We start from the raw sequence: 24,474 nt of genomic DNA on the forward strand, positions 1-24,474 counted from the left end.
CTTATGGCAAGAAGCCGCGCGCAGGTCCAGCGCGGATACCGTGCGGCATGCGCTTTACCTGCGGCGCAGGGGCGCATAGCTTGGCGCCATGCAGACTCAGATCGACCTCGACTATCACGCGGCCCTCGCTGTCCTTGAATGGCAGATCGAGATGGGGGCGGATGAGGCGCTCTGCGACGAGACTCTCGACAGCTACGCATTGCCCGACAAGGCCCCCGAGATGGCGCGGCCCAAACCGGCAGCGCCTGCGCCCGAGCCGGGACCGGGGGCGATGCCGATGCCGGTTGCGCCGGTCGCGCTCTTGCCCGAGGGGCCGGACCCGGTCGTGGTTGCCCGCGCCGCCGCCGAGGCCGCGCGTGATCTCGAGGCGCTGCGCGAAGCGGTCGGGGCCTATGATCTGTGCGAGCTGAAGAAAGGCGCGCGCAACACCGTCTTTGCCGATGGCAACCCGGCGGCGCGGGTGATGATCATTGGCGAAGCACCGGGGCGCGAGGAAGACCTCCAAGGCAAGCCCTTCGTCGGCGCGGCGGGGCAGTTGCTCGACCGGATGTTCGGCGCGATTGGCCTCTCGCGTGGGGCACCCGATGCGCTGGCCGCGCTCTACATTACCAACGTCCTGCCGTGGCGTCCGCCGGGCAACCGCGACCCCGAACCCGCCGAGATCGCGCAGATGCTGCCGTTCCTCAAGCGCCATGTCGAACTTGCCGATCCCGATCTGATCGTGCTGATGGGCAACGCGGCCTGCGCCGCGGCGCTTGGCCAGCGCGGCATCCTGCGGCTGCGCGGGCACTGGGCGCAGGCCTTTAGCAAGCCCTGCCTGCCGATGACGCACCCGGCCTATCTTCTGCGCCAACCCGCCGCCAAGCGCGAGGCCTGGGCCGATCTCTTGGAAATCCGGGCCCGGCTGAAGGGCTAAGCCCATGACTTTTGCGTGATCCGCGACGGAAGCGTCCTTTCGACGCGTAGGATCGGCGCTAACCTTTCCGTAGACACGCGACAGGTAAACTTGGCAGCATAAGCCGCGGGCCGTGTGACCCGCAGGACAGGGATGACCCAATGCGATTTCTGACCCGAAGCCTCACGGGCCTCTTTCTCTTCGCGCTGACACTGGCCCTGCTGGTTGCGGGCGGGTTCTCGATCTTCTCCGCGATCGAGGAACGCCGCGCCGCTGCCGGTCGTCCGGGCATGGCGCAAGAGCGGGTCTTTGCCGCGAATGTCGTTGCGCTCGATTACGGCACGATCACGCCCATCCTCACCGCCTATGGCGAATTGCGCGCGACGCGCCAGTTGGAGCTGCGCGCCGCCGTCGGCGGCACCATCGTCGAGCTGTCTCCGGACTTCGAAGAAGGCGCGGTGGTCGAGGCGGGCACATTGCTCGTCCGTCTCGATCCCGCCGAATTGCAGGCCGCGCGCGACAGCGCCGTGGCCTCGCGGGCCGAGGCCGAGGCGGCGCTCGCCCAGGCCACCCGCGCGCTCGACATCGCCCGCGACGACCTGACCGCGGCCACGCGTCAGGCCGAGCTGCGCCGCGCCGCGCTCGACCGCCAGTTGTCGCTGAACGAACGGGGGCTGGGCAAGGCGGTGGACACCGAGGCCGCCGAGCTTTCGCTCTCCAGCGCCGAACAGGCCGTGCTGACCAAACGCTCCGCGCTGTCCTCCGCCGAGGCCAATCTGGATCAGGCCACGAACAGCCTGCGCCGCGCCGAGATCGCGCTGGCCGAGGCCGAACGCAAGCTCGCCGAAACCGAAATCCGGGCCGATTTCTCGGGCCGCCTGTCGCAGGTCAGCGCGGTGCAGGGCGGGCTGGTGTCGACCAACGAGATGCTGGGCCAGCTGATCGACCCGACCGCCCTCGAAGTTGCCTTCCGCGTCTCCACCGCGCAATTCTCGCGCTTCACCGATGCCACCGGCACCTTGGTCAAAGCCCCCGTCGAAGTCACGCTTGATGCCGCGGGCGCCGAACTGCGCGCCGAGGCGCGGCTCGAGCGGGTCGGTGCCGCCGTCGATGAGGGCGTTGCGGGCCGGATGCTTTACGCGCGTCTCCTTGACGGTGCGGCGGGGCTGCGTCCGGGCGATTTCGTGACCGTGCGCCTGACCGAACCCGCGCTCGACAATGTGGCCGAGGTGCCCGCCGCCGCCGTCGATGCCAATAGCCGCGTGCTCGTTCTGGGCGAAGAGGATCGCCTCCGCGCCCATCCGGTCGAGGTGCTGCGCCGTCAGGGCGACGCCATCCTGATCCGCGCCGATCTGCCCGCTGGCACCGAAATCGTGGCCGAGCGCACACCGCTTCTGGGTGAGGGCATCAAGCTGCGTCCGATGCGCCCCGGCGCCGGGGCAGCCGCCTCTGCCGAGCCCGAGATGATCGCGCTCGATCCCGAACGCCGCGCCCGCCTCATCGCCTTCGTCGAGGGCAATACCCGGATGCCCGCCGAGTCGAAACAACGCATCCTCGCGCAACTCGCCGAGGATATGGTCCCCGCCGAGGTGGTCACCCGCCTCGAACAGCGCATCGGGGGCTAAGCCATGGCGCGCCGCGACGATCTCCCCGCCGACCTGCCGCCCGCGCGCGGCCTGATCGGGCTGTTCACCCGCCACGCGACGCTCGCCAATATCGTGCTGGTCGTGCTGCTCTGCGCGGGCATCGCCACCGCGCCCCGGATGCGCGCGCAATTCTTCCCCGATTCCGTCGTCGAGGAGGTGCAGGTCTCTGTCTCATGGGACGGAGCCGGGGCCGAGGATGTGGATCGCGCCATCGTGCAGGTGCTCGAACCCTCGCTCATCACCGTCGAGGGCGTGGACAGTTCCGAAAGCCGCGCCACCGAAGGCTCTGCCCGGATCACCCTCGAATTCGAGCCGGGCTGGGATATGGGCCGCGCGGTTTCGGACGTTGAAAACGCGCTGACGCTCGCAGGGGACATGCCCGAAGGCGCCGAGGAGCCAGAGGTCACACGCGGCGTCTGGCGCGATACGGTGACCGATGTCGTCATCACCGGCCCGCTCGCCCCTGAACAACTGGGTCGGCTTGCCGATGAACTTGTCGTGCGGCTCTATGCCGAAGGGGTGACGCGCACCACGGTGCAGGGCATCGCCGCGCCGCAAACCCTCGTCGAAGTGCCGACGCTCAAGCTCATCCAGCATGACGTGACGCTCTCGCAGATCGTTGCCGTGATCGCCGCCGAGGCCGCGACCAGCCCGGCAGGCGACGTGGCGGGCGGGGCCGCCCGCGTCCGCACCGGCGAGGAACGCCGCTCCGCGCGCGAGGTCGAAAGCCTCGTTCTGCGCACCGGGGCGAATGGCGCGCCGCTCACCATCGGCGATGTCGCCCGCGTCTCGGTCGAAGGCGCGCAGCGCAGCCGCGCGTATTACGTCGGTGAAAATCCGGCCATGGTCATCAACGTCGCCCGCTCTGCCCAGGGGGACGCCATCGCGCTTCAGGCCAAGGTCGAAGAGGTCGCCGCCGAGATGCGCCTCACGCTTCCGGCGAACACCTCCATCGACCTGATCCGCACCCGCTCGGAGGCGATCACGCAACGGCTGCAACTGCTGCTGGGCAACGGCATGATGGGGCTGGGGCTTGTGCTGCTCTTGCTGTTCATGTTCCTCAACGCTCGCACCGCGTTTTGGGTGGCGATGGGCATCCCGACCTCCATGGCCGCCGCCATCGCGGTCATGTATGTCTCGGGGATGACCATCAACATGGTCTCGCTGTTTGCGCTGATCCTGACGCTCGGGATCGTGGTGGATGACGCCATCGTCGTGGGCGAGCATGCCGATTTCCGTGCCCGGCATCTGCGCGAACACCCGGTCCTCGCCGCCGAGAACGGCGCGCGCCGCATGGCCGCCCCGGTTTTCGCCTCCACGCTGACAACCGTGATCGCCTTTGCCGGGCTGACCATCATCGGCGGGCAGATGGGGAATATGATCGTCGATATTCCCCTGACGGTGATCGCGGTGCTCACCGCTTCGCTGATCGAGTGCTTCCTGATCCTGCCCAACCACATGTCCCACGCGCTGTCGCGCTCGGCGGATGGCAAATGGTATGACTGGCCCTCGCGGCAGGTGAACCGTGGTCTCGACTGGGTGCGCGCGCGGCTGATGCGCCCGCTGACCCGGCTCGTCGTCGCCGCGCGCTACCCGGTTCTGGCGGCCGTGATCGCGCTGTTCCTGTCGCAGATCGCCTTCCTGATTTCGGGGCAGGTGCAATGGCGCTTCTTTAACCCGCCCGAACGCAACACCGTCTCGGGGGCCTTCGCCATGGTGGCCGGGGCAGAGCGCGCCGATACGCAGGCGATGATGCGCGACCTGCAAGCGACCGTGGAGCAGATCGGCGCGGAATATGAGGCGGAATACGGCGTGAACCCGGTCGATTATTCCATCGGTCAGATCGGTGGCGCGTCGGCGGGGCGGGCGCTGGCTTCGGCTGATAGCAAGGATGCCGATCTGCTTGGTGCGATCTCGATCGAGCTGATCGACCCTGATTTCCGCCCCTATTCCAGCTTCGATTTCGTCGCCCGCCTGCAAGAGGCCGCGCCGCGCCACCCGCTGCTCGAGGAAATCTCGTTCCGGGGCTTCCGCATGGGGCCCGCCGCCGATGGCATCGCGGTGCAGTTCACCGGGGCGGAAAGCCGGGTGCTCAAGACCGCCGCCGAGGCGCTCAAGACCGAACTGGCCACCTTCCCCGAGGTGTCGGCGGTCGAGGACAATCTCGCCTATGACAAGACCGAACTGATCCTCGATCTGACGCCTCAGGGCGAGGCGCTGGGCTTCGATATCGACACGCTCAGCCGCGACCTGCGTGCGCGCCTGAACGGCACCGAGGCCGCCAGCTTCCCCGATGGCGTGCGCTCCGCCACGATCCGCGTGGAACTCCCCGAGGAAGAACGCGCCGCCGACTTCATGGAGCGGATGCTGCTGCGCACCGCGACGGGCGACTGGGTGCCGCTCGCCGATGTCGCCACCGTGCGCGCCGAGACCGGGTTCTCGACGATCCGGCGCGAGGATGGGCTGCGCATCGTCGAGGTGACGGGCGACATCTCCGAGGACGACGCCGACCGCGCCACCGAGATCACGCGGCTCCTCAACGAACAGATCCTCCCCCGCATCGCCGAGGAACACGGCGTCGCCTGGGTGCTTTCGGGCGCGGCCGAGCAGGAACGCGAATTCGTCGCGGATGCGATCCTCGGTCTCGTGCTGTGCCTGATCGGGATCTACATCGTGCTGGCCTGGATCTTCGCAAGCTGGACCCGACCCGTGGTCGTGATGTCGGTGATCCCCTTCGGCCTCATCGGCGCGATCTGGGGGCATTATATCTGGGACATGCCGATGTCGATGTTCGCTGTCGTGGGTGCGATCGGCATGTCGGGGATCATCATCAACGACGCCATCGTGCTGATTTCGACGGTGGACGAATATGCCGAGAACCGGGGCCTGATCCCGGCGATCATCGACGCGGTGGGCGACCGTCTGCGTCCGGTTCTGTTGACCACGCTGACGACGGTGCTCGGCCTCGCGCCGCTGCTCTATGAGCAAAGCTCGCAGGCCCTGTTCCTGAAATCGACGGTCATCACGCTGGTTTACGGGCTGGGCTTCGGCATGGTGATCGTGCTGCTGGTGGTGCCCGCGCTGCTGGCGATCCAGCTTGATTTCGGGCGGCAGGTGAAGGCGATGCGCCATGGGCTGCGGGTGCCGGGGCTGCGCGGCGTGCTCGGCGCGCTCGCGGGGCTTCTGGCGGTGGGCTTTGCGCTCACCCTCGGGCGCGCGATGCTTCAGGGGGGCGAGATCGGCCCGGCGCTCGGCAGCTTTGCCGCGATTGCCGCGATGGTGACGCTGGGCGCGGGTGTCCTGGCGCCCCGCATCCTGCGCGGGCGCATCCGCCATCTCTCCCCGAAACTCTAAGGGTGATTACTCGACGCAGCCGTTGATCTCGACCGCATCCGCGCCCGACAGCACCGTGATGCGCAGATCGCCCGCGTCCAGATCGAAGGGCTGCGCATTATCGGGCACGAATTCCGCCATCGAGACCATCGTCGCCCCCTCAAGCCGCGTCACCGATTCCGACACCCACATCGGCGTCGAGCGCAGCTCGAACAGCGTCACCGGCTCGGCAGCGACCTCCGGCATCTCGATGGAGGCCGTCACCCGCACCCCGTCTGCGATCTTCTCGACATCGCAGCGGGCCTCAAGCGCAACCGGACGCGGCTGATCGGTCAGCGCCGCCGAGATCACCGGATCGGGCGCGCCCGGACCCTCCAGATCGGCCGAGACTTCGACCGATACCGGCACGCAGACATCGTGGCAAATGCCGAACTCCATCTCCGCCGAAAGCGAGACCGGCTGGGTCGGGTCCTGCGGCGTGATCTCGATCGGCAGGATCACCTCATCGGCATAGCCGACCGAGCGCATCCCGTTCTGATCGAAGACCACCGGGCGCGGCCAGCGCACCTCGATCCCCGCGACATTCTCCGACTCGGCAAAGTTGAACTGCGGCGGAATGCCCGCGTCACCGGGGCTGCGCCAATAGGTCTTCCACCCCTTATCCAGCGCGATCCGAAGTGCCGCGATCCGCGCCCCCGAAGGCGTTTGCCAGCCGTCCAGCACCTCGGCCCGCTCCATACCATGCGGCAGAAACGGCTCTTCGGCATGGCCGGCAAGCGGCGCGACAAGCGCGGGGATCAGGATGAGCAAAGCGGTTTTCATGTGTTTCCGATAATCCGCGCCGCGCCGCATTCAAAGTCACAAACGCGCCAACTCCCGGTGATGTGCGCGAATGCCACAGTGCTCCCCTTGAACTGTGGCCCCTCCAGGGTCAGTTTGAAGGAAAGGGGCGGATTGTTCCCGATGGAGGTGGCGATGGACCTGACAGGCAAACTCCTGATTGCGATGCCCGGCATGGGCGACCCGCGCTTCGAGCACAGCGTCGTCATGCTCTGCGCGCATACGCCGGAGGGGGCGATGGGGCTGATCGTGAACAAGCCGCTGCCTGAACCGCGCCTCGAAGACCTGCTCGAACAGCTTGGGATCGCGGTGACCGCATCGGATCGTCCGGGCAAGCAGCCGATCCTCTTTGGCGGTCCGGTCGAGACTGGGCGCGGCTTCGTGCTTCACACCTCGGAATGGCGCGGCTCCAAGGATGGGCTGGCCGTGTCCGATACGATGTCGATGACCGCCACCCGCGACATTCTCGAAGACATCGCCGCCGGTGTCGGCCCCGACCGCGCGCTTTTCGCGTTGGGCTATGCGGGCTGGGGGCCGGGGCAGCTCGAGGCCGAGATCCTCGACAATGGCTGGCTCACCGCCGAGGCTGACGAGGCGCTGGCGCTCGATGGCGAGCACGCAACGAAATGGGAGCGCGCGCTGAAAAATCTCGGGATCGACCCGCGCACGCTCTCGGCCTCTGCCGGGCGCGCCTGAGCCTCAGGGGCGCGGCGCCGCTGCCCGCCGCAGCCGGTCATTGATCGCGCGGCCCAGCCCATGCTCGGGGATCGGCGCGACCGCAATCCCGCGCGCGCGCCGTTCTGCCGCAAGCTGGTCCGCCGCGCGCAAGGCGCTGAACAGATTAGCCGCCGCCTCGACCAGATCCTCGGTGGGAGAGAGCGACAGATCGGCCCCCGCGCAGCCCGGTCCGAACCCGATCCAGACCTCGTCTGCCCCGACCTCACGCGCGCCCAGACGCACGGCAGCACCCGGCGCGTAATGCGAGCTGAGCTGCCCCGGCGCATTCGGCGCTTCGGCATTGCCACCCAGTTCCAAAGGCGCGCCCAAGGCCTCTTCCAACACTTCAGCAGGCAGCCCGCCGGGCCGCAACATTCGGGGCGGGTCCAGCGACAGGATCGTCGATTCGACCCCCACCGCGCAGGGGCCGCCGTCGATCACCGCCGCAATCCGACCACCCAGACCGTCCAAAACATGGCCCGCCGTGGTCGGGCTGATCTTGCCCGAGGGATTGGCCGAAGGCGCGGCCAGCGGTCCGCCGAATTCCGTCAAAAGCGCGCGCGCCACCGGATGCTCGGGCATCCGGATCGCCACCGTGTTATGGCCCGCCGTCACCAGTTCGGAAATCCCCGCGTCCGCCCGCACCGGCAGCACAAGCGTCAGCGGCCCCGGCCAGAACGCCGCCGCAATCGCCCGTGCCTGCGGGCTGAACTCCGCAATCGCCTCGGCCTCGGCCAGCGATCCGACATGCACGATCAGCGGGTTGAACTGTGGCCGCCCCTTGGACTCGAAGATCGCCGCCACCGCGCGATCGTTGCGCGCATCCCCCGCCAGCCCGTAGACTGTCTCGGTCGGCAGCGCGACCAGCGCGCCCGCCCGCAGCAGATCTGCCGCGCGGGTCAGTCCCGGCGCATCGGGGGGCAGCAATTCGGTTTCGGTCGTCATGGGCGGCACTCGTGACGCAGCGTTGCGATTGAAGGCCCGTGACCTTGCGGTAACTTGGCGGGCGAGAGTTTCAGGACATACGCGCGCGCGCCCCGTTTGCCAAGCCGCGCCCAAGGGAGAACACCATGCCGTATCGCTCACCGGTTTCGGAAATCCGTTTCATCCTCGACCACGTGGTGCCGCTGGCGCCCGTTTCCGCGACCGAGCGTTATGCCGAGGCGACCCCCGACATGGTCGAGGCGATCCTGACCGAGGCGGGCCGGATGTGCGACGAGATCATCGCGCCGACCAACCGCGATGGCGATCTGACGCCCGCACGCCTTGAGAACGGCGTCGTGCGTTCGTCGCCCGGTTTCAAAGAGGCCTTCGCCGCTATCGCCGAGGGCGGCTGGGTCGGCATCGCCGCCGATCCGGAATATGGTGGCATGGGTCTGCCGCAGGCGATCAACGTCTCGGTCAATGACATGCTGTCGGGCGCGAATCTCGCGCTGCAACTCAACCCGCTGCTGACGCAGGGCCAGATCGAGGCGCTCGAATCGCACGCCTCCGACGAGATCAAGGCGCTTTATCTTCCGAAACTCACCTCGGGCGAATGGTCTGGCACGATGAACCTCACCGAGCCGCAGGCCGGCTCGGATGTGGGCGCGCTGCGCACCAAGGCGGAGCCGAATGGCGATGGCACCTATGCGGTCTCGGGCCAGAAAATCTTTATCACCTGGGGCGACAATGACTGCGTCTCGAACGTCTGCCACCTCGTGCTCGCGCGCCTCCCCGATGGCGCACCCGGCACCAAGGGGATCTCGCTCTTCATGGTCCCCAAGCTGATCCCGGACGAGAACGGCAATCCCGGCGTCGCCAACAGCCTCAAGGTCGTCTCGCTCGAACACAAGCTCGGCATCCACGGCTCGCCGACCTGCGTCATGAGCTTCGAGGGCGCGACCGGCTGGCTTGTCGGCGAGCCCCACAAGGGCATGGCCGCGATGTTCACCATGATGAACAACGCGCGCCTCAATGTCGGCGTGCAGGGCATCGGCGTGGCCGAGGCCGCCTATCAGAAGGCGCTCGAATATGCGCAGGACCGCGTGCAGTTCACGCCGATCATCGAACATGCCGATGTGCGCCGGATGCTCGCCACAATGAAGGCCGACATCTTCGCCGCACGCTCCATCGCGCTGGCCTGCGCGGTCGCGCTCGATATGGGCCACGCCACCGGCGAGGCCGACTGGAAGGCGCGCGCCGCTCTGCTGACCCCGATCGCCAAGGCCTTCGGCACCGATATGGGCATCTGGGCCGCGGGCGAGGGCGTGCAGATTCACGGCGGCATGGGCTTCATTGAGGAAACCGGCGCCGCGCAATATCTCCGCGATGCCCGCATCACCGCGATCTACGAAGGCACCAACGGCATTCAGGCGATGGACCTTGTCGGGCGCAAGATGATGGATGGCGGCAAGGCGGCGATGGCGCTTTTGCAAGAGGTCGAGGACGAGGCCAAGGCCGCCCGCGCGACGCTGCCCGATCTGGCCGAGGATGTCTGGGCCGCCGCCGAATCGCTGCGTGAAAGCACCGAATGGCTGGTCGAGCAGGACATGCAGGACCGGTTCGCCGGGGCCGCGCCCTATCTGCGCGCCTTTGCCCGCGTGCTCGGCGCGCATTACCACCTGCGCGCGGCGATTGCCGCGGGCGAGGGGTCGGCGCGGGCGAAACTCGCCGCCGTCTATATCCGCCGCCTGCTGCCGCAATACGCCGCCGCGCTGGCCGAAGCCAAGGATGGCGCGCAGCCGCTCTATGACCTGACCGTCGAAGACATGGGCGCATGAGCCCGACACCGGGCAAGCTGCGCACCCCGTTCGCGGACCCGCCCGAGCACGGCCAGGCCACCGAGGTGGCCGAGGGCGTGCTCTGGCTCCGGCTGCCGCTGCCGATGGCGCTCGACCATGTGAACTGCTTTGCCTTCGATGAGGGCGAGAGCTGGACGCTGGTCGATCCCGGCATCGACACGCGCAAATGCCGCGCCGCCCTTCAGGCCGCGCTTGACGGGCCGCTGGGCGGCAAGCCGGTCTCGCGGGTGCTCGTCACCCATTACCACCCCGACCATATCGGGCTGGCAGGTTGGTTGCAGGGGCAGGGGGCAGAGCTGATCTGCACCCGCACCACATGGCTTTTCGCGCGGATGCTGCAACTCGACGCGCAACCCGTCCCGGTCGCGGAAACGCTCGACTACTGGCGCAGCGCGGGGATGGACCCGGAGCTTCTCGCCAAACGTGCCGTCGAGCGCCCGTTCAACTTTGCCGATTGCGTCCACCCGCTGCCCTTGGGCTTCACCCGCCTCTCCGACGGTCAGACCCTCACGCTTGGCGGGCGCGACTGGACCGTGCGGATCGGCCATGGCCACGCGCCCGATCACGCGACGCTCTGGTCCGCGGACGGATCGCTGGTGATCGGCGGCGATCAGCTTCTGCCCTCGATCTCGGCCAATCTCGGGGTCTATGCGACCGAACCCGGCGCCGATCCCGTCTCCGAGTGGATCGCCTCCGCCCGCGCGATGCAGCCCTATGCGACCGAGGATCAGCTCGTTCTGCCGGGCCACAAGCTGCCTTTCACCGGCCTGCCATTGCGGCTTCGGCAGATGATCGAGAACCACGAAGGCGCGCTCCGCCGTCTGCGCAAACATCTCGAATCGGGGCCGATCACTGCCTGCGAGTGCTTCCCGCCGCTGTTCAAACGTCCGATCGGAGAGGCGGAATACGGCCTCGCCCTGGTCGAAGCGGTGGCGCATCTCAATCACCTGTTGCACAAAGGAGAGGTGACCCGCACCCGCCGTGCGGAAGATGGCGCCTGGCTTTGGAGACTGACATGAGCGACACCGAGATCCGCACCACCGCCGAAGCCCATGAGGCCTCGGCCCTGCCGTGCGCGCGCGTGGTTCACATGGATGAGGACGCGCCCGATACGCCCGAAACCCTGCCGCTGCCCCCCGAACTGGTCGCCGAACCGCTCGAAGACAAAACCCCCGCGCAATGGGCCTATGAACGGCTGGTGCTCTACATCCAGAATTTCGAGCAGCAACTCGATGCCGATCAGGAGGTCGCTATGGGTCTTGTCGGCGGTGAGGCGGGCGTGCTGCGGATCGAGGGGATCGGCTATTTCGCCCCTGATGTGCTCACATTCTACGGCCAGAACGAAGAGGGTGCGCGCACCCAGCTCATCCAGCATGTGAGCCAGCTCAACGTGATGCTGATCGCGCAGCCCAAACCCGTCGAGGCAGAGCCGCCCCGCCGGATCGGCTTTCGCCTTGCCAAAGGTCTGGAGCAGGGCGGCAACGGTGCCCGTCCGGCCGCGCCCGTGACGCAAGAGGGGGCGTGACAGGAGGTCGCAGCTACGCTATCCCGGTTCTCGGGAGAACAGCCAAGGGAGATGGCGCAATGGCCGATTACGAGCCGGGCAAGATGGATATCCGTGCCCAGGAAAAGACATTCGCGGGATTTGTGAAATTCGTGACCTACTCGGTGGTTGCGATCATCCTGTTTCTGGTGTTTCTCGCTCTGGCAGGCGGCTGATAGGGCCGCGAGATTACCAAGAGTGAGGAGGTCAGGCGAATGCGCCGACTGTTCATTTGCCTGATCGTGCCGCTGTTTCTGGCGGGGTGTGAGGGCGGCAAATATGTCTGGGCCAGCGACGAAGAGCTGCAACGCGCCGCCTTCTCGACCAGCGAGCCGCCTTCGGTCACCCTCTATACGGTCGTCAGCCGACGCACCGGGAATGGCGGTCATTCGGGCCTGATGATCAATGGCACGCAGCGCGTGATGTTCGACCCCTCGGGCACCTGGTATCACCCCTTCGTGCCCGAGCGGAACGATGTCCATTACGGCATCACCGAGCGGTTCCGGAAATTCTACATCGACTACCACGCGCGTGAGACCTTCGACGTGATCGAACAGACCGTTCCGGTCTCGATGCAGACGGCGGAATTGCTGCGCGCCAAGGTGCAGGCTTATGGTCCGGTGGGGCAGATGTATTGCGCGAACTCGGTCTCGGATATCCTCTCGGATACGCCCGGTTTCTCGCCGATCAAGCGCACCTTCTTCCCGATGAAGCTCTCCGAGGCCTTCGGCCAGCTGCCCGGTGCCAGCTTCAAGCGTTACGAGGATGGCGACCCGGATAACAACCACGGCGTGCTGATGATCCAGCAAAGCGCCTCGGGCGGCGGCGGTGTCGGTCAGCGCGGCGAGACGCTGCGCCAGGACGACAGCTAAGCGATCAGATTGCGACGACAGTCAGGGGCCGGGTCTCGATCCGGCCCTTTCGCTTTGGGCTCAGCCGATCAGGTAAAGCCCCAGATACAGCACCGCCAACCCGCCGAGGATCGCGTAAAGCGTGTTGCGGGTCAGCACCCCCACCAGCACCGCCGCCCCCGCTGCGGCCAGTCGCGCGGGGTCCGGTTCACCGCCCGTGCCCGAGGGCCAAAGGACCAGCGGGGCCACCAGCCCCGGCAGCACCGCGACCGAGGTGTAACGCAGATAGCGCAGCGCCCATTCGGGCAGGCCGCGCCGTCCCACGATGCCCAGAAACGAGTAGCGCAAAAAGAACGTGCCGATCCCCAGCGCCAGAATGATGATCCAGATCGTCAGCGTCGAATAGCCCGGCATCAGTGCTCTCCTCGCTCACGCCGCGCGCGGGCGTGTTCCAGCCACAGCTCGGCCTGACCGCCCGCGATCATCGCCGCCGCCGCCGCGATCAACAGCCCCGTGCCTGCGGGCAGAAAGGCGAAGACCAGCGCCACCACCACCGACACACAGGCCGCGATCACATGCGGCAGCGTGCGCAGCGCGGGGCCAATCATCGCCAGAAAGGTGATCGGCACCGCGAAATCGAGCGCGAATTCCGGCGGGATCGCCTGTCCGACCAGCGCGCCGACCAGTGTCGAGACATACCATTGCGGGCAAACCGGCGAACACACCCCGGCATAATAGGCCAGCTTCTCGGCAAGGCTCTGCTCGGGCCGCGTCTCATAGTCCTGGATCGACATCGCATAGACCTGATCGACCATGAAATAGGCCACCAGCGACTTGTGCCACGTGCTCGCCCGCCCCAGATGCGGCGCCAGCGAGGCCGAATACATCGCCATCCGCAGGTTCACCGCCAGCGCGGTCAGGATCACCATCACGGTGGGCGCCTGATCCACCATCAGCTGCACCGCCGTGAACTGCGACGCCCCCGCGATCACCAGAATCGAAAACCCCATCACCTCGGCAAGGTTCAGCCCCGCCTCGGTCCCGGCCACCCCGAACAAAAGACCAAAGGGCACGATCACCAGCAGAAACGGCAAGCCTTGCCGGAAACCCCGCCAATAGGCGGCGCGGATGCGCCCCGGGGCGGGGCGTTGATCGGGCTGGGCTTGGGTCATTCGGGGTCTTTGTCTCGGATCGGCGTTGCGCTAAGGAATAGGCGCTGCATCCCGGCCCGCCAAGGCCGGGATTGTATCGGGCGCAATCGGGCGCAGGGCCGCAAGACGGGATGACGGCAGGCATGATCATCGACGGAGTGATCCTCGCAGGCGGGCAGGGGCGGCGCATGGGCGGTGCCGACAAGGCGCTGCTGACGCTTGGCGGGCAAACGCTGCTCTCTCACGCCATCGCCTGCCTCGCCCCGCAGGTCCGCCGCCTCGCGCTTTCGGCCAATGGCGACCCCGCGCGCTTTGCCGATCATGGCCTGCCGGTGCTCCATGACGCCCCCGACCACCGCGGCGAAGGCCCACTGGCCGGCATCCTCGCGGCGCTCGACTGGGCCGCCATGGGCGGGGCGGATGCGCTCCTGACCCTGCCCGTCGACGCGCCCTTCGCCCCCACCGATCTTGCCCGGCGCCTTGCGGAACCGGGCGGCCCCGCGCTCGCCACGTCACACGGACGCCTCCACCCGACCGCCGCGCTCTGGCCGGTCGCGGGCCGCGCCGCCCTCGCCACGCTCTTTGCCAGCGGCGAGCGCCGCCTGCGTGTCGCCTTGGCCGGGGCCACCCCCGTCGCCTTCGACGCGATCCCCGATCCCTTCGCCAATCTCAACACGCCCGACGACCTCGCCGCCGCCGAGGCCCGCATCGCCCGGCCCCGGACATGAGCTTCACCCTGTTTCACGGGCTGCGCCCCGATCACCGCACCGATGCCGCCCGGCTCTACTGGGCGGTGTTCGGCTCCAAGCTGGGCCGCGTGCTCGGCCCCGAAGCCGATGCGCTGCGCTTCATTCGCCGGGTGATGGATGAAACCCACGTGATTTCCGCGCTCGACCAGCATGGCGATCTGGCGGGGGTGATCGGCTACCGCACCCATGAGGGCACCTTCGTCGGCGGAAGCTGGCACGATCTGGCTGCCGTTTACGGGCCGGGCGGGGCGCTCTGGCGCGGGGTCTGCCTCTCGACGCTCGCCCTTGATACCGAGCGGCGCGCGATGATGGTGGACGGGTTCGCCGTGCGCGAGGACATGCGCGGCGCGGGCGTCGGAAAGGCGCTCCTGACCGAGCTTGGGACCGAGGCGCTGCGCCGGGGCTTCCCCTTCCTGCGCCTCGATGTCGTCGATGAGAACCTGCGCGCCCGCGCGCTGTATGACCGGCTGGGCTTCGACGTGATCCGCCGTCGCCATTCGCGCCTGACCGAAGCGGTTTTCGGCTTTCGCAGCGCCCATGTGATGATGCGCGATCTGCGCCGTGAGGCCCCGCCCCGGCCGCGCCGTCCCGCGACGCGCGCCTGAGGGCGCTTAGTCGAAAGTGCCCGTCACCCGGCCCAGCAGCATGAAGGCCCGCGCGGTGCGGGTCTCGGCCAGATCGGCCACGTTCTGATCCGAGGCGTTCTTCTCGAATTCGGTGAAGGTCTTGTCGAACTGGCGCAGGAAATGGTGCGCCGCGTCACGAAAGACCGTGTCCTGCCGCATCCGCCCCGCGCTCAGCGCCAGAGACGAGCGATCCCGGATGCCGCCAAGCGCCGCGATCTCGCGCCCGCGCTCGCCTTGGGCGAAGCGGCGCCACAGTTCGGGGCGCGCGCGGTCGGGCTTGAGGTCGTCCATATAGATGCCGTCCTGCGCCAGCAGGTTCAGCACGTCCTGCGCCGCACGGATCAGTTTCGCGGTGCTGCGATCTTCCAGCGCCCGGCGCAGCGCGCGGAAGCCTTCCTTATCCTCGGCATTGTCGGGGAAGTTCAGCGCGCGGACGAAATCCGCGACCGAAATCGGTGCGCGCAACTCCTCGGCGGGGGTGCCAAGTGCCAGCGTCGGCTGATCCTCGACCGGATCGGCGGGCTTGGGCGCGGCCAGCGCCGCCTTGCGATCCGCCGAGGGCTGCACCGTCGTCCCATCCCGGCGCGAGGCAAAGGTGGCGATCGTGGTTTCCGCCTGCCGGGTCGCCGCCGCGATCTCGTCGAGCTTGCGCTCGACCGTCTGGCCCGCGCGCATCGTCTGCTGGTTGACCCAGGCGGCCCGCATCGATTCGACCGACGCCTTCAGCGAGGCCGCCTCGGCACGCATTTCGCGCGCGGTCCGCGCGGTGACCGCCGCCATCCAGATCATGGCGACCGGCAGGAAAATCCCGATCAGCACCATGACTGTCGAAAGGACTCCCCCCGAGTCACCGCTGCCCGGCACCACCATGTAGAACACCGCCACCAGCGCGAGCCAGAGCACGCTCAGCCCGGCCGCGATCATCTCGATCCGGCTCAGCCGAGGCTCGGCGATGCCGCCGCCCGGTGCCCGCAACGGGCGCTGGGTCTCGGGGGCTTTGCCGGGGCGTTCCTCGCTCATGGCGATGCGACCTTTTGCGGTTGGGTCCCGGTCAGACGAACTGAACCGAGAGGATTTCGTAGGACTTGTCGCCGCCCGGCGTGCGGACTTCGACCGAGTCGCCCTCGTCCTTGCCGATCAGCGCGCGGGCGAGCGGGGATTTCACGTTCAGCAGGCCCTTTTCCAGATCGGCCTCGGCCTCGCCGACGATCTGGTAGGTGCGTTCCTCGTCGGTGTCCTCATCGACCAGCGTCACGGTCGCGCCGAACTTGATCGAGCCGGACATCTTCTTGGGGTCGATCACCTCGGCACGGCCGAGAATCGACTCCAGTTCCTTGATGCGGCCTTCGATGAAGCTCTGCTTCTCGCGCGCGGCATGGTATTCCGCGTTCTCCGACAGGTCCCCGTGTTCGCGCGCCTCGGCAATCGCCTTGATCACCGCCGGACGGTCGGTGGATTTCAGGGACTTGAGTTCGTCATCGAGCACGGTATAGCCCGCGCGGGTCATCGGTATCTTTTCCATGGAGCCCTTGGTGTCACGCAAAACAGCAATTTCGGTATCCCTAGCTGTAATTCCGCGATGCCCCCCCGAAGTCAAGAGTCACGCCCAATTTTCGCCGCATCCATCCCCTAGAGTTGGAAACGAAACGTTTCGCTAACCGGGTCAATTCCGCCGATGACACTCGTTTTTCGTGCTGTGCTTCTTTACCTTTTCGCGGCCCTCGCCACGGCGGGTTGGGTCTATGATGACTTTGTCCGCCTGACCCGCGACGCGATGGTCACGACCGCCGCGATGGGTCGGCTGATGCTGGGCATGGGCGTTTTCGTGCTGCCTGCGGTGCTGATCGGCGTGATTGCGCTCGGAGGGCGCCACCTCCTGCGCCGCGCGGCGCCGCTTGCGCTCGTCTCCATCGCCGCCGTGCTCCTGCCGATCGGGTTTTCCTTCCTCAAGAACGCGATTCCCAACCTCGTGCCCTATTACGCCGACCCCGCGCTGGCCGCCTTTGACAACTGGCTGCATTTCGGCACCGATCCATGGGTCTGGACGCATGAAGTCGTCCCCGCCTCCTGGGGGCGCGCGCTTGAGATTTTCTACCTCAATATCTGGTCCGTCGTCGCCATCATCTTCCCCATCGTCGTCGTCGCCACCGAGCACGATGACGCCCGCATGATGCGCTATATCTGGCTGTTCTTCGCAAGCTGGCTGGTGCTCGGCAATCTCACCGCATTGGCGGGCAGCTCGGTCGGCCCGGTCTATTACGACCGGCTTCTCGGCACCGAGCGCTTCACCGATCTCACCGCAGCGCTCGCCGCTGCCGGGATCGAGCAAACCGGCATCGGTCAGGTGCAGGCCGCGCTCTGGCGCCGCTACGAGGGCGGCGGTCTCGACCTTGGCCTTGGCATCTCGGCCTTCCCCTCGATGCATCTCGCCGTCGCCACCATCCTCGCCTGCTACCTCTGGGAGCGCGCCAAATGGCTCGCGCCCCTCGGGCTCGCCTTCGTCGCCATCATCTTCTTCGTCTCGCTCTGGTCCGGTTACCATTACGCCATCGACGGCTACGCCTCGATCCTCGCGGTCATCTTCGCCAACCGGGCGCTGGCCCGCCGTTTTGCCCGCCAGGAAAACGAAAGAATGTTGCGCAACGCCGCCGCGTCACAATTGCTTCATTCCGCGAGGTAAGCTAACCATCCCCGCGAAGAGCCACGAAAAACGCCTATGCGCGCAGCCGGAGGATGAGGGGAATGGCCGAAATCGAACGCGAGTCGATGGAATATGATGTTGTGATCGTGGGCGCGGGTCCGTCGGGGCTTTCGGCTGCGATCCGGCTCAAGCAGATCGACCCCGAGCTTCAGGTCGTCGTCCTCGAAAAAGGCTCCGAGGTGGGGGCGCATATCCTCTCGGGCGCGGTGCTCGACACCTGCGGCCTCGACGAGCTTCTGCCCGACTGGAAAGAGCGCGGCGCGCCGATCACCGTGCCGGTGAAGAAGGACAACTTCTACATGCTCGGCCCGGCGGGTCAGATCCGCATCCCGAACTGGCCGATGCCGCCCCTGATGTCGAACCACGGCAAATACATCGTCTCGATGGCCAATGTCTGCCGCTGGATGGCCGAGCAGGCCGAGGAACTCGGCGTCGAAATCTTCCCGGGCATGGCCGCCTCGGAAATTGTGTGGGACGGCGACCGGGTGGCCGGTGTCGTCGCGGGCGAATTCGGCAAGAACCCCGACGGCACCATGGGCGACGGCTACGAGCCGGGGATGGAGCTGCGCGGCAAATATGTCTTCCTTGGCGAAGGCGTGCGCGGCTCGCTCGCCAAGCAGGTGATCGAAAAGTTCAAACTCTCCGACGGCCACTGCCCGCAGAAATTCGGCATCGGCATGAAAGAGATTTGGGAGATCGACCCGGCCAAGCACCGCGAAGGCACCGTGACCCATACGATGGGCTGGCCGCTGGGCGGTAACGCGGGCGGCGGGTCGTTCATCTACCACCTTGATAACAATCAGGTTTATGTGGGCTTCGTGGTCCACCTCAACTACGAGAACCCCTATCTCTACCCCTATATGGAGTTCCAGCGCTTCAAGCATCACCCGATGGTGGCGGAGCTTCTCGAAGGCGGCAAACGCGTGGCTTACGGCGCGCGCGCCATCTCCGAGGGCGGCTGGCAGTCGATCCCGAAACTCACCGCGCCGGGCACCGTGCTGCTGGGCTGTTCGGCGGGTCTGGTGAACGTGCCGCGCATCAAGGGCAACCATAACGCGATGCTGTCGGGCATCGCCGCCGCCAATGCCGCCGCCGCCGCGATCAAGGCGGGCCGCGAGGGCGATGAGCTGACCGCCTATGAGACCGACCTGCGCTCGGGTCCGATTGCGAAGGACCTCAAGAAGGTCCGCAACGTCAAACCGATGTGGTCGAAATGGGGGATGCTGCCGTCGCTCGTGCTCGGCGGGCTCGACATGTGGACGAACAACCTGTTCGGCTTCTCCTTCTTCGGCACGATCAAGCATGGCAAGACCGATGCGGCCGCGACCGGAGAGGCGAAGAACTTCAAGCCGATCGACTATCCGAAGCCCGATGGCAAGATCAGCTTCGACCGTCTGACCAACGTGGCGTTTTCCTTCACCAACCACGAAGAGCAGCAGCCCTGCCACCTGCAACTCAAGGACGCCTCGGTTCCGATCTCGGTCAACCTGCCGAAATATGCCGAGCCCGCGCAGCGTTACTGCCCGGCGGGCGTCTATGAGGTGCTCGAGGACGAGTCCGGCAACCCGCGCTTCCAGATCAACTTCCAGAACTGCGTCCACTGCAAGACCTGCGACATCAAGGACCCGTCGCAGAACATCAACTGGACCACGCCGCAGGGCGGCGAGGGGCCGAACTATCCGAATATGTGATCTGGTCGGGCCAGCCGTTTTGCTGGCGCAAAACCAGCGCAAAGCTGGCTGAAAACCAGATTTCACTAAGACGTGTTGCGGGGGTGCTTTCGGGCGCCCCCGCATTGCGTTGGGCGGGTGGGGCGGCTACCTTCGCAACAGACGCCATCGAAAGGACTTTCCCTTGCCGCGTATTCGCTCCGGACTTCTCCGCTCCGCCCTTGTCGCAGCCCTTCTGGCGGGGTCTGCCCTGAGCCCGGTTCAGGCCGAGGATGCGGGCGCCTATCTCGCCGCGCGGACCGCTGCGGGAGCCAAGGATTACGCCGCTGCGACCGGGTTTTACCGTCGCTTGCTCGATGCGGGGGAGGCCCCTGCCGAAGCGTTCGAGGCGGGTCTGATTTCTGAACTGGGCGCGGGCTATATGGACGCCGCGCGGGCTCTGGCTGAGCGTATGGGCCTGCCCGAGAACCACTCCCAGATCGCCGCCCTCACGCTTCTTGCTGCGGATGTGCGGGACGGTAACTTCAACGCGGGCTTGAAAAAATTGGCGGCGGGCGCGCAGCCGGGGCCGCTTGTCGGCGGGCTTTACAAAGCATGGGCGCAGGCCGGTGTCGGGCAGATGTCCGAAGCGATGAAAAGCTTTGACGAGATGGTCAAGGAGCCGGGTCTGGAGGGGTTCGCCTCTTATCACAAGGCGCTCGCGCTGGCGGTTGTGGGCGACTATGAGGGCGCGGATGCGATCTTCGGCTCCGAGGCGGGGCAGGTGCTTCATGGCTCGCGGCGCGGGGCGCTCGCCCATGTCGAGATCCTCTCCCAACTGGAGCGCAACACCGATGCCATCGCGCTTCTCGACGAGGCGTTCGGGAGCGGGGCCGATCCCGAGATTCAGGGGCTGCGCGACCGGCTGGAGGCGGGCGAAATGCTGCCCTTCACGCTCATCAATTCTCCCGCCGATGGCGTGGCCGAGGTCTATTTCACCGTCGCCTCCGCCCTCGCCGGCGACGTCCCCGACGGCTACACGCTGATCCATTCGCGCCTCGCCACATGGCTGCGCCCAGACCATACCGATGCGATCCTGCTCTCCGCTTCTTTGCTCGAGGAGCAAGAGCAATATGACCTCGCTATTGCGACCTATGCGCAGATCGCTCCTGACTCCCCCGCCTTTCAAGCTGCAGAGGTCGGGCGCGCGGATGCTCTGCTGCGCGCGGAGAAGGTCGATGCGGCCATTGAGGTTCTTGAAAACCTGACACGTGCCAATGCCGATGTGCCTGGTGTCTGGATTGCGCTCGGCGATACGTTGCGGCGCGAAGAGCGCTATGCCGAAGCTGCGCAAGCCTATGATAAAGCGGTGAATTTGATGGGAGACCCGCAGCCTGCCGACTGGTTCGTCTGGTATGCCCGCGCCATCGCGCAGGAGCGGTCCGACAATTGGGCAGAAGCCGAGGCTGGGTTCCGCAAGGCCCTTGAACTCAGCCCCGACCAACCCTCGGTGCTCAACTATCTTGGCTATTCCTATGTCGAGAAGCACCAGAATCTCGACGAGGCGCTGGACATGATTTCGCGCGCGGTCGCGATGCGTCCTGATGCTGGCTATATTGTCGATAGTCTTGGCTGGGCGTTGTTCAAGCTGGGCCGCTATGACGAGGCGGTGGTTCAGATGGAGCGCGCGGTCGAACTGGAGGCGATCGACCCGGTGGTCAATGACCATCTGGGCGATGTCTACTGGGCGGTCGGGCGCGTCCGTGAGGCCGAATTCCAGTGGAAACGCGCGCTCAGCTTCGAGGCGAGCGAGGATCTCGACAAGGATCGTGTCCGCCTCAAGCTCGAGATCGGCCTCGATCAGGTGCTCGAACGCGAGGGCGCCGAGCCCCTGAAGGCGTCAGAAGATGCAGGTAATTGAGGGGCTTGCCCCTGCCAAGGTCAACCTCTCCCTCTTTGTGACCGGCCTGCGCGCGGACGACTATCACTTGCTCGAAAGTGCGGTCGTCTTTGCGGGGGTGGGTGACAGGCTGCGGGTCGAACGCGCCGATGCGCTGCGCCTGACGGTGAGCGGCCCGCGCGCGGCTGGCGTCCCGACGGATGGCCGCAACCTTGTCCTCAAGGCTGCGGAGCGGCTGCGGTCCCTTCGCAAAATCGAAGCTGGCGCGCATATCTCGCTTGAAAAACACCTGCCGCATGGCGGTGGCATCGGGGGGGGCTCCTCGGATGCCGCAACAGCGATCAAGCTCCTCGCTCAGCTTTGGAATGTCGCACCCCTGAGCGCTGAAGAGGCCTTGCCCCTCGGTGCAGATATCCCGGTCTGTCTTGCCGCGCCCCAACCCAGCCTGATGCGTGGCATAGGCGAAACCGTGGAACCCCTGCCGCCGCTGCCGCCCGCGTGGCTTGTGCTGGTCAATCCCGGCGTCGAAATGCCAACGCCTCGGGTTTTCAAGGCGTTCGACGCGCTCTATGACCCCACGCCGCTTCGCCACGAACCGCTCCGCGACAAAGCGGATTTCGAAGACCTGCTGGTCTGGTCTCTGGGTCAATTCAATGATCTGACAAAGGTCCTCACCGATTCCCATGCGCCCGTCTATGCGCCACAGATCGAAGCAATCCTGACGCAGTTGCGCGCGTCCGCAGGATGCGCGGATGCTGACATGTCGGGTTCGGGCAGCACATGCTGGGGCCTCTATGAGAGTGCGGCCGACGCCCAAAATGCGGCGACGAAGCTTGCCTCCGCCCATCCCGAGTGGTGGGTCGCAGCGGCACCAATCCTTGGCCCGCAAGACGCCGCCGCCTGAAATTCCAATCGCTGAAAATATCCCGGGGGTGAATGCGCGTCAGCGCAGAGGGGGCAGCGCCCCCAGCACGCTTACCGCACCCGGGCCACCACGTAATCCGCCAGATCGTCCAGCATTTCACGCAACGGATGGTTGGGCAGGGCGCTCAGCGCCGTGCGGGCTTTCGCGGCCCAGGCGAGGGCTTCGTCGCGGGTGGCGTTCAGCGTGCCGTGTTTTGCCATAAGGGCCAGAGCTTGCTCCAGATCGCCGTCCTTCTGGTCGCCCTTTTCAATCACGCGACGCCAGAAATCGCGCTCCTCTGCATCTGCTTTGGCGACTGCCTTGATGACCGGCAGGGTCAGTTTGCGTTCGCGGAAATCGTCGCCGACATTTTTGCCGATCGAATCCGCCGCACCGCTGTAATCAAGCAGATCGTCCACCATCTGGAATGCGATTCCAAGCGCATCGCCATAGTCGAAGAGGGCGCGGACCTGCGCCTCAGGAGCACCGGCGATGACGCCGCCCACCTCGGTCGCCGCCGAGAACAGCGCTGCCGTCTTGCCGCGGATGACCTTGAGATAAATCTCTTCCGAGGTGCGCAGATCCTGCGCCGCCGTCAGTTGCAGCACCTCGCCCTCGGCAATCACCGCCGAGGCGTTCGACAGGATCGACAGCACCCGCATGTTGTTGGTTTCGGTCATCAGCTGGAAGCTACGCGCGAATAGGTAATCGCCGACCAGAACGCTGGATTTATTGTCCCACAAGAGGTTAGCGGTGGGCCGTCCACGGCGCTGCGCACTCTCATCGACGACGTCGTCATGCAAGAGCGTCGCCGTGTGAATGAACTCGACCGTCGCGGCCAGATGCACGTGATACGGGCCGTCATAACCGCACAGGCGCGCGGCAGCGAGGGTCAGCATCGGGCGCAGGCGTTTACCGCCTGCTTCGACAAGGTGCGCGGTCACTTCGGGGATGCGCGGCGCATGCTCAGAGGCCATCCGGTCCCGGATCAGACCGTTCACGGCATCCATGTCAGCGGCCAGCGCTTCGGAGAGCCGGTCGTGCGGTTTGGTCGCCTTGTCGTCGAGGCTCATCATCTTTCCTTCCCGATCTCCCTCTTCTCGACAGGCGCGATACTTGCCCGTAAGTGAGGGACTATGAAAGAGCTAATCCGCAGCACCGACCCGGTCAAACTCTCCCTCGCGGCGGCCCTTCTTGAGGGCGAGGGTATAGACGTGTTTCAGATGGACGTCCATATGAGCGTCCTCGAAGGCAGCATTGGCATATTGCCGCGCAGGCTCATGGTGCTCGACCGGGATCTGTTCATGGCGCGGGCGATTCTGACCGACAACGGGATCAGGTCTGACTGATGTTCGCGCCCGAGGATCTGACGCTCGACAAGTTTCTCGATGGCCGGGTGATGATCGCCCAGCCCCGCACTGGCTATCGCGCGGCGATGGACCCTGTGTTGCTGGCGGCGGCGTGCCCGGCGCGGGCGGGTCAATCGGTTCTGGAGCTTGGCTGCGGGGCCGGGGTTGCAAGCTTGTGTCTTGCGTGGCGGGTGCCGGGGTTGCGTCAGGCAGGTCTGGAGTTGCAGCCGGCCTATGCGCAGTTGGCCCGCGACAATGCCGCGCGCAACGCGGCGGCGTTGGAGGTGACCGAGGGTGATCTGACCCGGATGCCTGCTGCGCTTCGGGCGCAGAGCTTCGATCACGTGATTGCTAATCCGCCCTATTTCGCGGCCTCGGACGGGACGGCCGCCCGCGATCCGGGGCGGGAGCGCGCGCAACGCGAAGAGACGCCTTTGGTCGATTGGGTCCGGCACGGGTTTCGGCGCCTGCATCCGGGTGGCTGGCTGACGCTGATCCAGAATGCGGACCGGCTTGCCGATATTCTGACCGCCATCGGGACGCATGGTGGGAGCACGGTCATCCTGCCCATTGCGCCTCGTGTCGGACGTGATGCCGGGCGCGTCATTGTCCAGACCCGCAAGGGCGGGCGCGGGCGGTTGCGGTTGATGGCGCCGCTGATTTTGCACGCGGCGCCGCAGCATGCCGGTGATGCCGAAGATTTGACGGATATTGCGCAATCGGTGCTGCGCGGGGGGGCTGCATTGCCGCTCGCGCATTAAGGCTTTCGCAACATTTCGCTGACCAAGCTGAGTCATGTTTCGGGATCACGACAAACCCGTGACACGACTCAAAGAA

General features: G+C 66.4%; 24 protein-coding genes. 17 read left to right on the forward strand and 7 right to left on the reverse strand.

The features are described 5' to 3' along the window. The first annotated feature begins 88 nt into the window (after nt 1–88). The 3 genes from P0X85_RS09965 (at nt 89) to P0X85_RS09975 (ending at nt 5,895) form a co-directional block, all read left to right on the forward strand. Nucleotides 89–916, forward strand: a complete 828-nt coding sequence (locus tag P0X85_RS09965) for a uracil-DNA glycosylase (protein ID WP_275812236.1) — start codon at nt 89–91, stop codon at nt 914–916. A 140-nt stretch (nt 917–1,056) separates the two neighbouring features. Continuing rightward, on the forward strand, nt 1,057–2,520 hold the full coding sequence (locus P0X85_RS09970; protein WP_275812239.1) for an efflux RND transporter periplasmic adaptor subunit: 1,464 nt from the start codon (nt 1,057–1,059) through the stop codon (nt 2,518–2,520). A 3-nt stretch (nt 2,521–2,523) separates the two neighbouring features. Continuing rightward, the gene (locus P0X85_RS09975; protein WP_275812242.1) at nt 2,524–5,895 is read left to right on the forward strand and encodes an efflux RND transporter permease subunit; all 3,372 of its coding nucleotides are present in this window, start codon (nt 2,524–2,526) and stop codon (nt 5,893–5,895) included. Nucleotides 5,896–5,901: 6 nt separating this feature from the next. Here the strand turns inward: P0X85_RS09975 and P0X85_RS09980 are convergent, their stop codons facing one another. After that, entirely contained in the window at nt 5,902–6,696 is a 795-nt protein-coding gene (locus tag P0X85_RS09980; protein ID WP_275812245.1) for a protein-disulfide reductase DsbD domain-containing protein, read from the reverse strand. 153 nt (nt 6,697–6,849) lie between these two features. On the opposite strand from P0X85_RS09980, the gene P0X85_RS09985 reads away from it, so the two are divergent. Further along, a complete protein-coding gene (locus tag P0X85_RS09985; protein ID WP_275812249.1) occupies nt 6,850–7,410 on the forward strand; it encodes a YqgE/AlgH family protein in 561 nt (186 codons plus the stop codon). A 3-nt stretch (nt 7,411–7,413) separates the two neighbouring features. On the opposite strand, the gene P0X85_RS09990 is transcribed toward P0X85_RS09985, so the two are convergent. After that, complete coding sequence (locus P0X85_RS09990) at nt 7,414–8,376, reverse strand: L-threonylcarbamoyladenylate synthase (RefSeq protein WP_275812252.1); 963 nt, start codon at nt 8,374–8,376, stop codon at nt 7,414–7,416. Between the two features lie 125 nt (nt 8,377–8,501). On the opposite strand from P0X85_RS09990, the gene P0X85_RS09995 reads away from it, so the two are divergent. The 5 genes from P0X85_RS09995 to P0X85_RS10015 are packed head-to-tail and all read left to right on the forward strand — an operon-like array spanning nt 8,502 to nt 12,629. Continuing rightward, complete coding sequence (locus P0X85_RS09995) at nt 8,502–10,193, forward strand: acyl-CoA dehydrogenase (RefSeq protein WP_275812255.1); 1,692 nt, start codon at nt 8,502–8,504, stop codon at nt 10,191–10,193. Beyond that, the gene (locus P0X85_RS10000) at nt 10,190–11,233 is read left to right on the forward strand and encodes an MBL fold metallo-hydrolase (protein ID WP_275812259.1); all 1,044 of its coding nucleotides are present in this window, start codon (nt 10,190–10,192) and stop codon (nt 11,231–11,233) included. Before P0X85_RS09995 ends, P0X85_RS10000 begins: the two co-directional genes overlap by 4 nt. Then, on the forward strand, nt 11,230–11,739 hold the full coding sequence (locus P0X85_RS10005; RefSeq protein ID WP_275812262.1) for a DUF6173 family protein: 510 nt from the start codon (nt 11,230–11,232) through the stop codon (nt 11,737–11,739). The genes P0X85_RS10000 and P0X85_RS10005 overlap by 4 nt, the downstream gene beginning before the upstream one ends. Before the next feature lie 59 nt (nt 11,740–11,798). Continuing rightward, nucleotides 11,799–11,933: an aa3-type cytochrome c oxidase subunit IV gene (locus P0X85_RS10010; RefSeq protein ID WP_275812265.1), complete on the forward strand. Its 135-nt coding sequence runs from the start codon at nt 11,799–11,801 to the stop codon at nt 11,931–11,933. Nucleotides 11,934–11,972: 39 nt separating this feature from the next. After that, complete coding sequence (locus tag P0X85_RS10015) at nt 11,973–12,629, forward strand: hypothetical protein (protein ID WP_275812268.1); 657 nt, start codon at nt 11,973–11,975, stop codon at nt 12,627–12,629. A gap of 60 nt (nt 12,630–12,689) precedes the next feature. Here the strand turns inward: P0X85_RS10015 and P0X85_RS10020 are convergent, their stop codons facing one another. Beyond that, nucleotides 12,690–13,022: an AzlD domain-containing protein gene (locus tag P0X85_RS10020; protein WP_275812270.1), complete on the reverse strand. Its 333-nt coding sequence runs from the start codon at nt 13,020–13,022 to the stop codon at nt 12,690–12,692. Then, nucleotides 13,022–13,780, reverse strand: a complete 759-nt coding sequence (locus tag P0X85_RS10025) for an AzlC family ABC transporter permease (RefSeq protein WP_275812273.1) — start codon at nt 13,778–13,780, stop codon at nt 13,022–13,024. The genes P0X85_RS10020 and P0X85_RS10025 overlap by 1 nt, the downstream gene beginning before the upstream one ends. A gap of 122 nt (nt 13,781–13,902) precedes the next feature. Between P0X85_RS10025 and mobA the strand changes: the two genes are divergently transcribed. Together mobA and P0X85_RS10035 are read left to right on the forward strand one after the other, a co-directional pair. After that, the gene (gene mobA, locus P0X85_RS10030; RefSeq protein WP_275812276.1) at nt 13,903–14,487 is read left to right on the forward strand and encodes a molybdenum cofactor guanylyltransferase MobA; all 585 of its coding nucleotides are present in this window, start codon (nt 13,903–13,905) and stop codon (nt 14,485–14,487) included. Next, nucleotides 14,484–15,113 carry a GNAT family N-acetyltransferase gene (locus P0X85_RS10035; protein WP_275812279.1) on the forward strand — a complete coding sequence of 210 codons (630 nt, stop codon included), beginning with the start codon at nt 14,484–14,486 and terminating at the stop codon, nt 15,111–15,113. Before mobA ends, P0X85_RS10035 begins: the two co-directional genes overlap by 4 nt. A gap of 6 nt (nt 15,114–15,119) precedes the next feature. On the opposite strand, the gene P0X85_RS10040 is transcribed toward P0X85_RS10035, so the two are convergent. After that, nucleotides 15,120–16,154 (reverse strand): hypothetical protein, encoded by a 1,035-nt coding sequence (locus tag P0X85_RS10040; RefSeq protein WP_275812282.1) that lies wholly within the window; start codon nt 16,152–16,154, stop codon nt 15,120–15,122. A gap of 31 nt (nt 16,155–16,185) precedes the next feature. Continuing rightward, nucleotides 16,186–16,656, reverse strand: coding sequence for a transcription elongation factor GreA (greA, locus tag P0X85_RS10045; RefSeq protein ID WP_275812285.1), 471 nt, complete (start codon nt 16,654–16,656; stop codon nt 16,186–16,188). 153 nt (nt 16,657–16,809) lie between these two features. Between greA and P0X85_RS10050 the strand changes: the two genes are divergently transcribed. From P0X85_RS10050 to P0X85_RS10065, 4 genes are all read left to right on the forward strand, one after another. Beyond that, a complete protein-coding gene (locus P0X85_RS10050) occupies nt 16,810–17,814 on the forward strand; it encodes a phosphatase PAP2 family protein (RefSeq protein WP_275812288.1) in 1,005 nt (334 codons plus the stop codon). A gap of 62 nt (nt 17,815–17,876) precedes the next feature. Beyond that, complete coding sequence (locus tag P0X85_RS10055; protein WP_275812291.1) at nt 17,877–19,526, forward strand: electron transfer flavoprotein-ubiquinone oxidoreductase; 1,650 nt, start codon at nt 17,877–17,879, stop codon at nt 19,524–19,526. Nucleotides 19,527–19,689: 163 nt separating this feature from the next. Next, nucleotides 19,690–21,405 carry a tetratricopeptide repeat protein gene (locus P0X85_RS10060; protein WP_275812294.1) on the forward strand — a complete coding sequence of 572 codons (1,716 nt, stop codon included), beginning with the start codon at nt 19,690–19,692 and terminating at the stop codon, nt 21,403–21,405. After that, nucleotides 21,392–22,288, forward strand: a complete 897-nt coding sequence (locus P0X85_RS10065) for a 4-(cytidine 5'-diphospho)-2-C-methyl-D-erythritol kinase (RefSeq protein WP_275812297.1) — start codon at nt 21,392–21,394, stop codon at nt 22,286–22,288. Before P0X85_RS10060 ends, P0X85_RS10065 begins: the two co-directional genes overlap by 14 nt. Before the next feature lie 71 nt (nt 22,289–22,359). On the opposite strand, the gene P0X85_RS10070 is transcribed toward P0X85_RS10065, so the two are convergent. Further along, on the reverse strand, nt 22,360–23,361 hold the full coding sequence (locus tag P0X85_RS10070; protein ID WP_275812300.1) for a polyprenyl synthetase family protein: 1,002 nt from the start codon (nt 23,359–23,361) through the stop codon (nt 22,360–22,362). Nucleotides 23,362–23,424: 63 nt separating this feature from the next. Here P0X85_RS10070 and P0X85_RS10075 point away from each other — a divergent pair, with 63 nt between their 5' ends. Then, a complete protein-coding gene (locus P0X85_RS10075) occupies nt 23,425–23,637 on the forward strand; it encodes a putative signal transducing protein (protein WP_275812303.1) in 213 nt (70 codons plus the stop codon). Further along, nucleotides 23,637–24,398, forward strand: coding sequence for a tRNA1(Val) (adenine(37)-N6)-methyltransferase (locus P0X85_RS10080; protein WP_275812306.1), 762 nt, complete (start codon nt 23,637–23,639; stop codon nt 24,396–24,398). The genes P0X85_RS10075 and P0X85_RS10080 overlap by 1 nt, the downstream gene beginning before the upstream one ends. Nucleotides 24,399–24,474: the final 76 nt, after the last annotated feature.

The organism is Pseudothioclava nitratireducens, from assembly GCF_029210495.1.
GTDB classification, from domain to species: Bacteria; Pseudomonadota; Alphaproteobacteria; order Rhodobacterales; family Rhodobacteraceae; genus Pseudothioclava; species Pseudothioclava nitratireducens.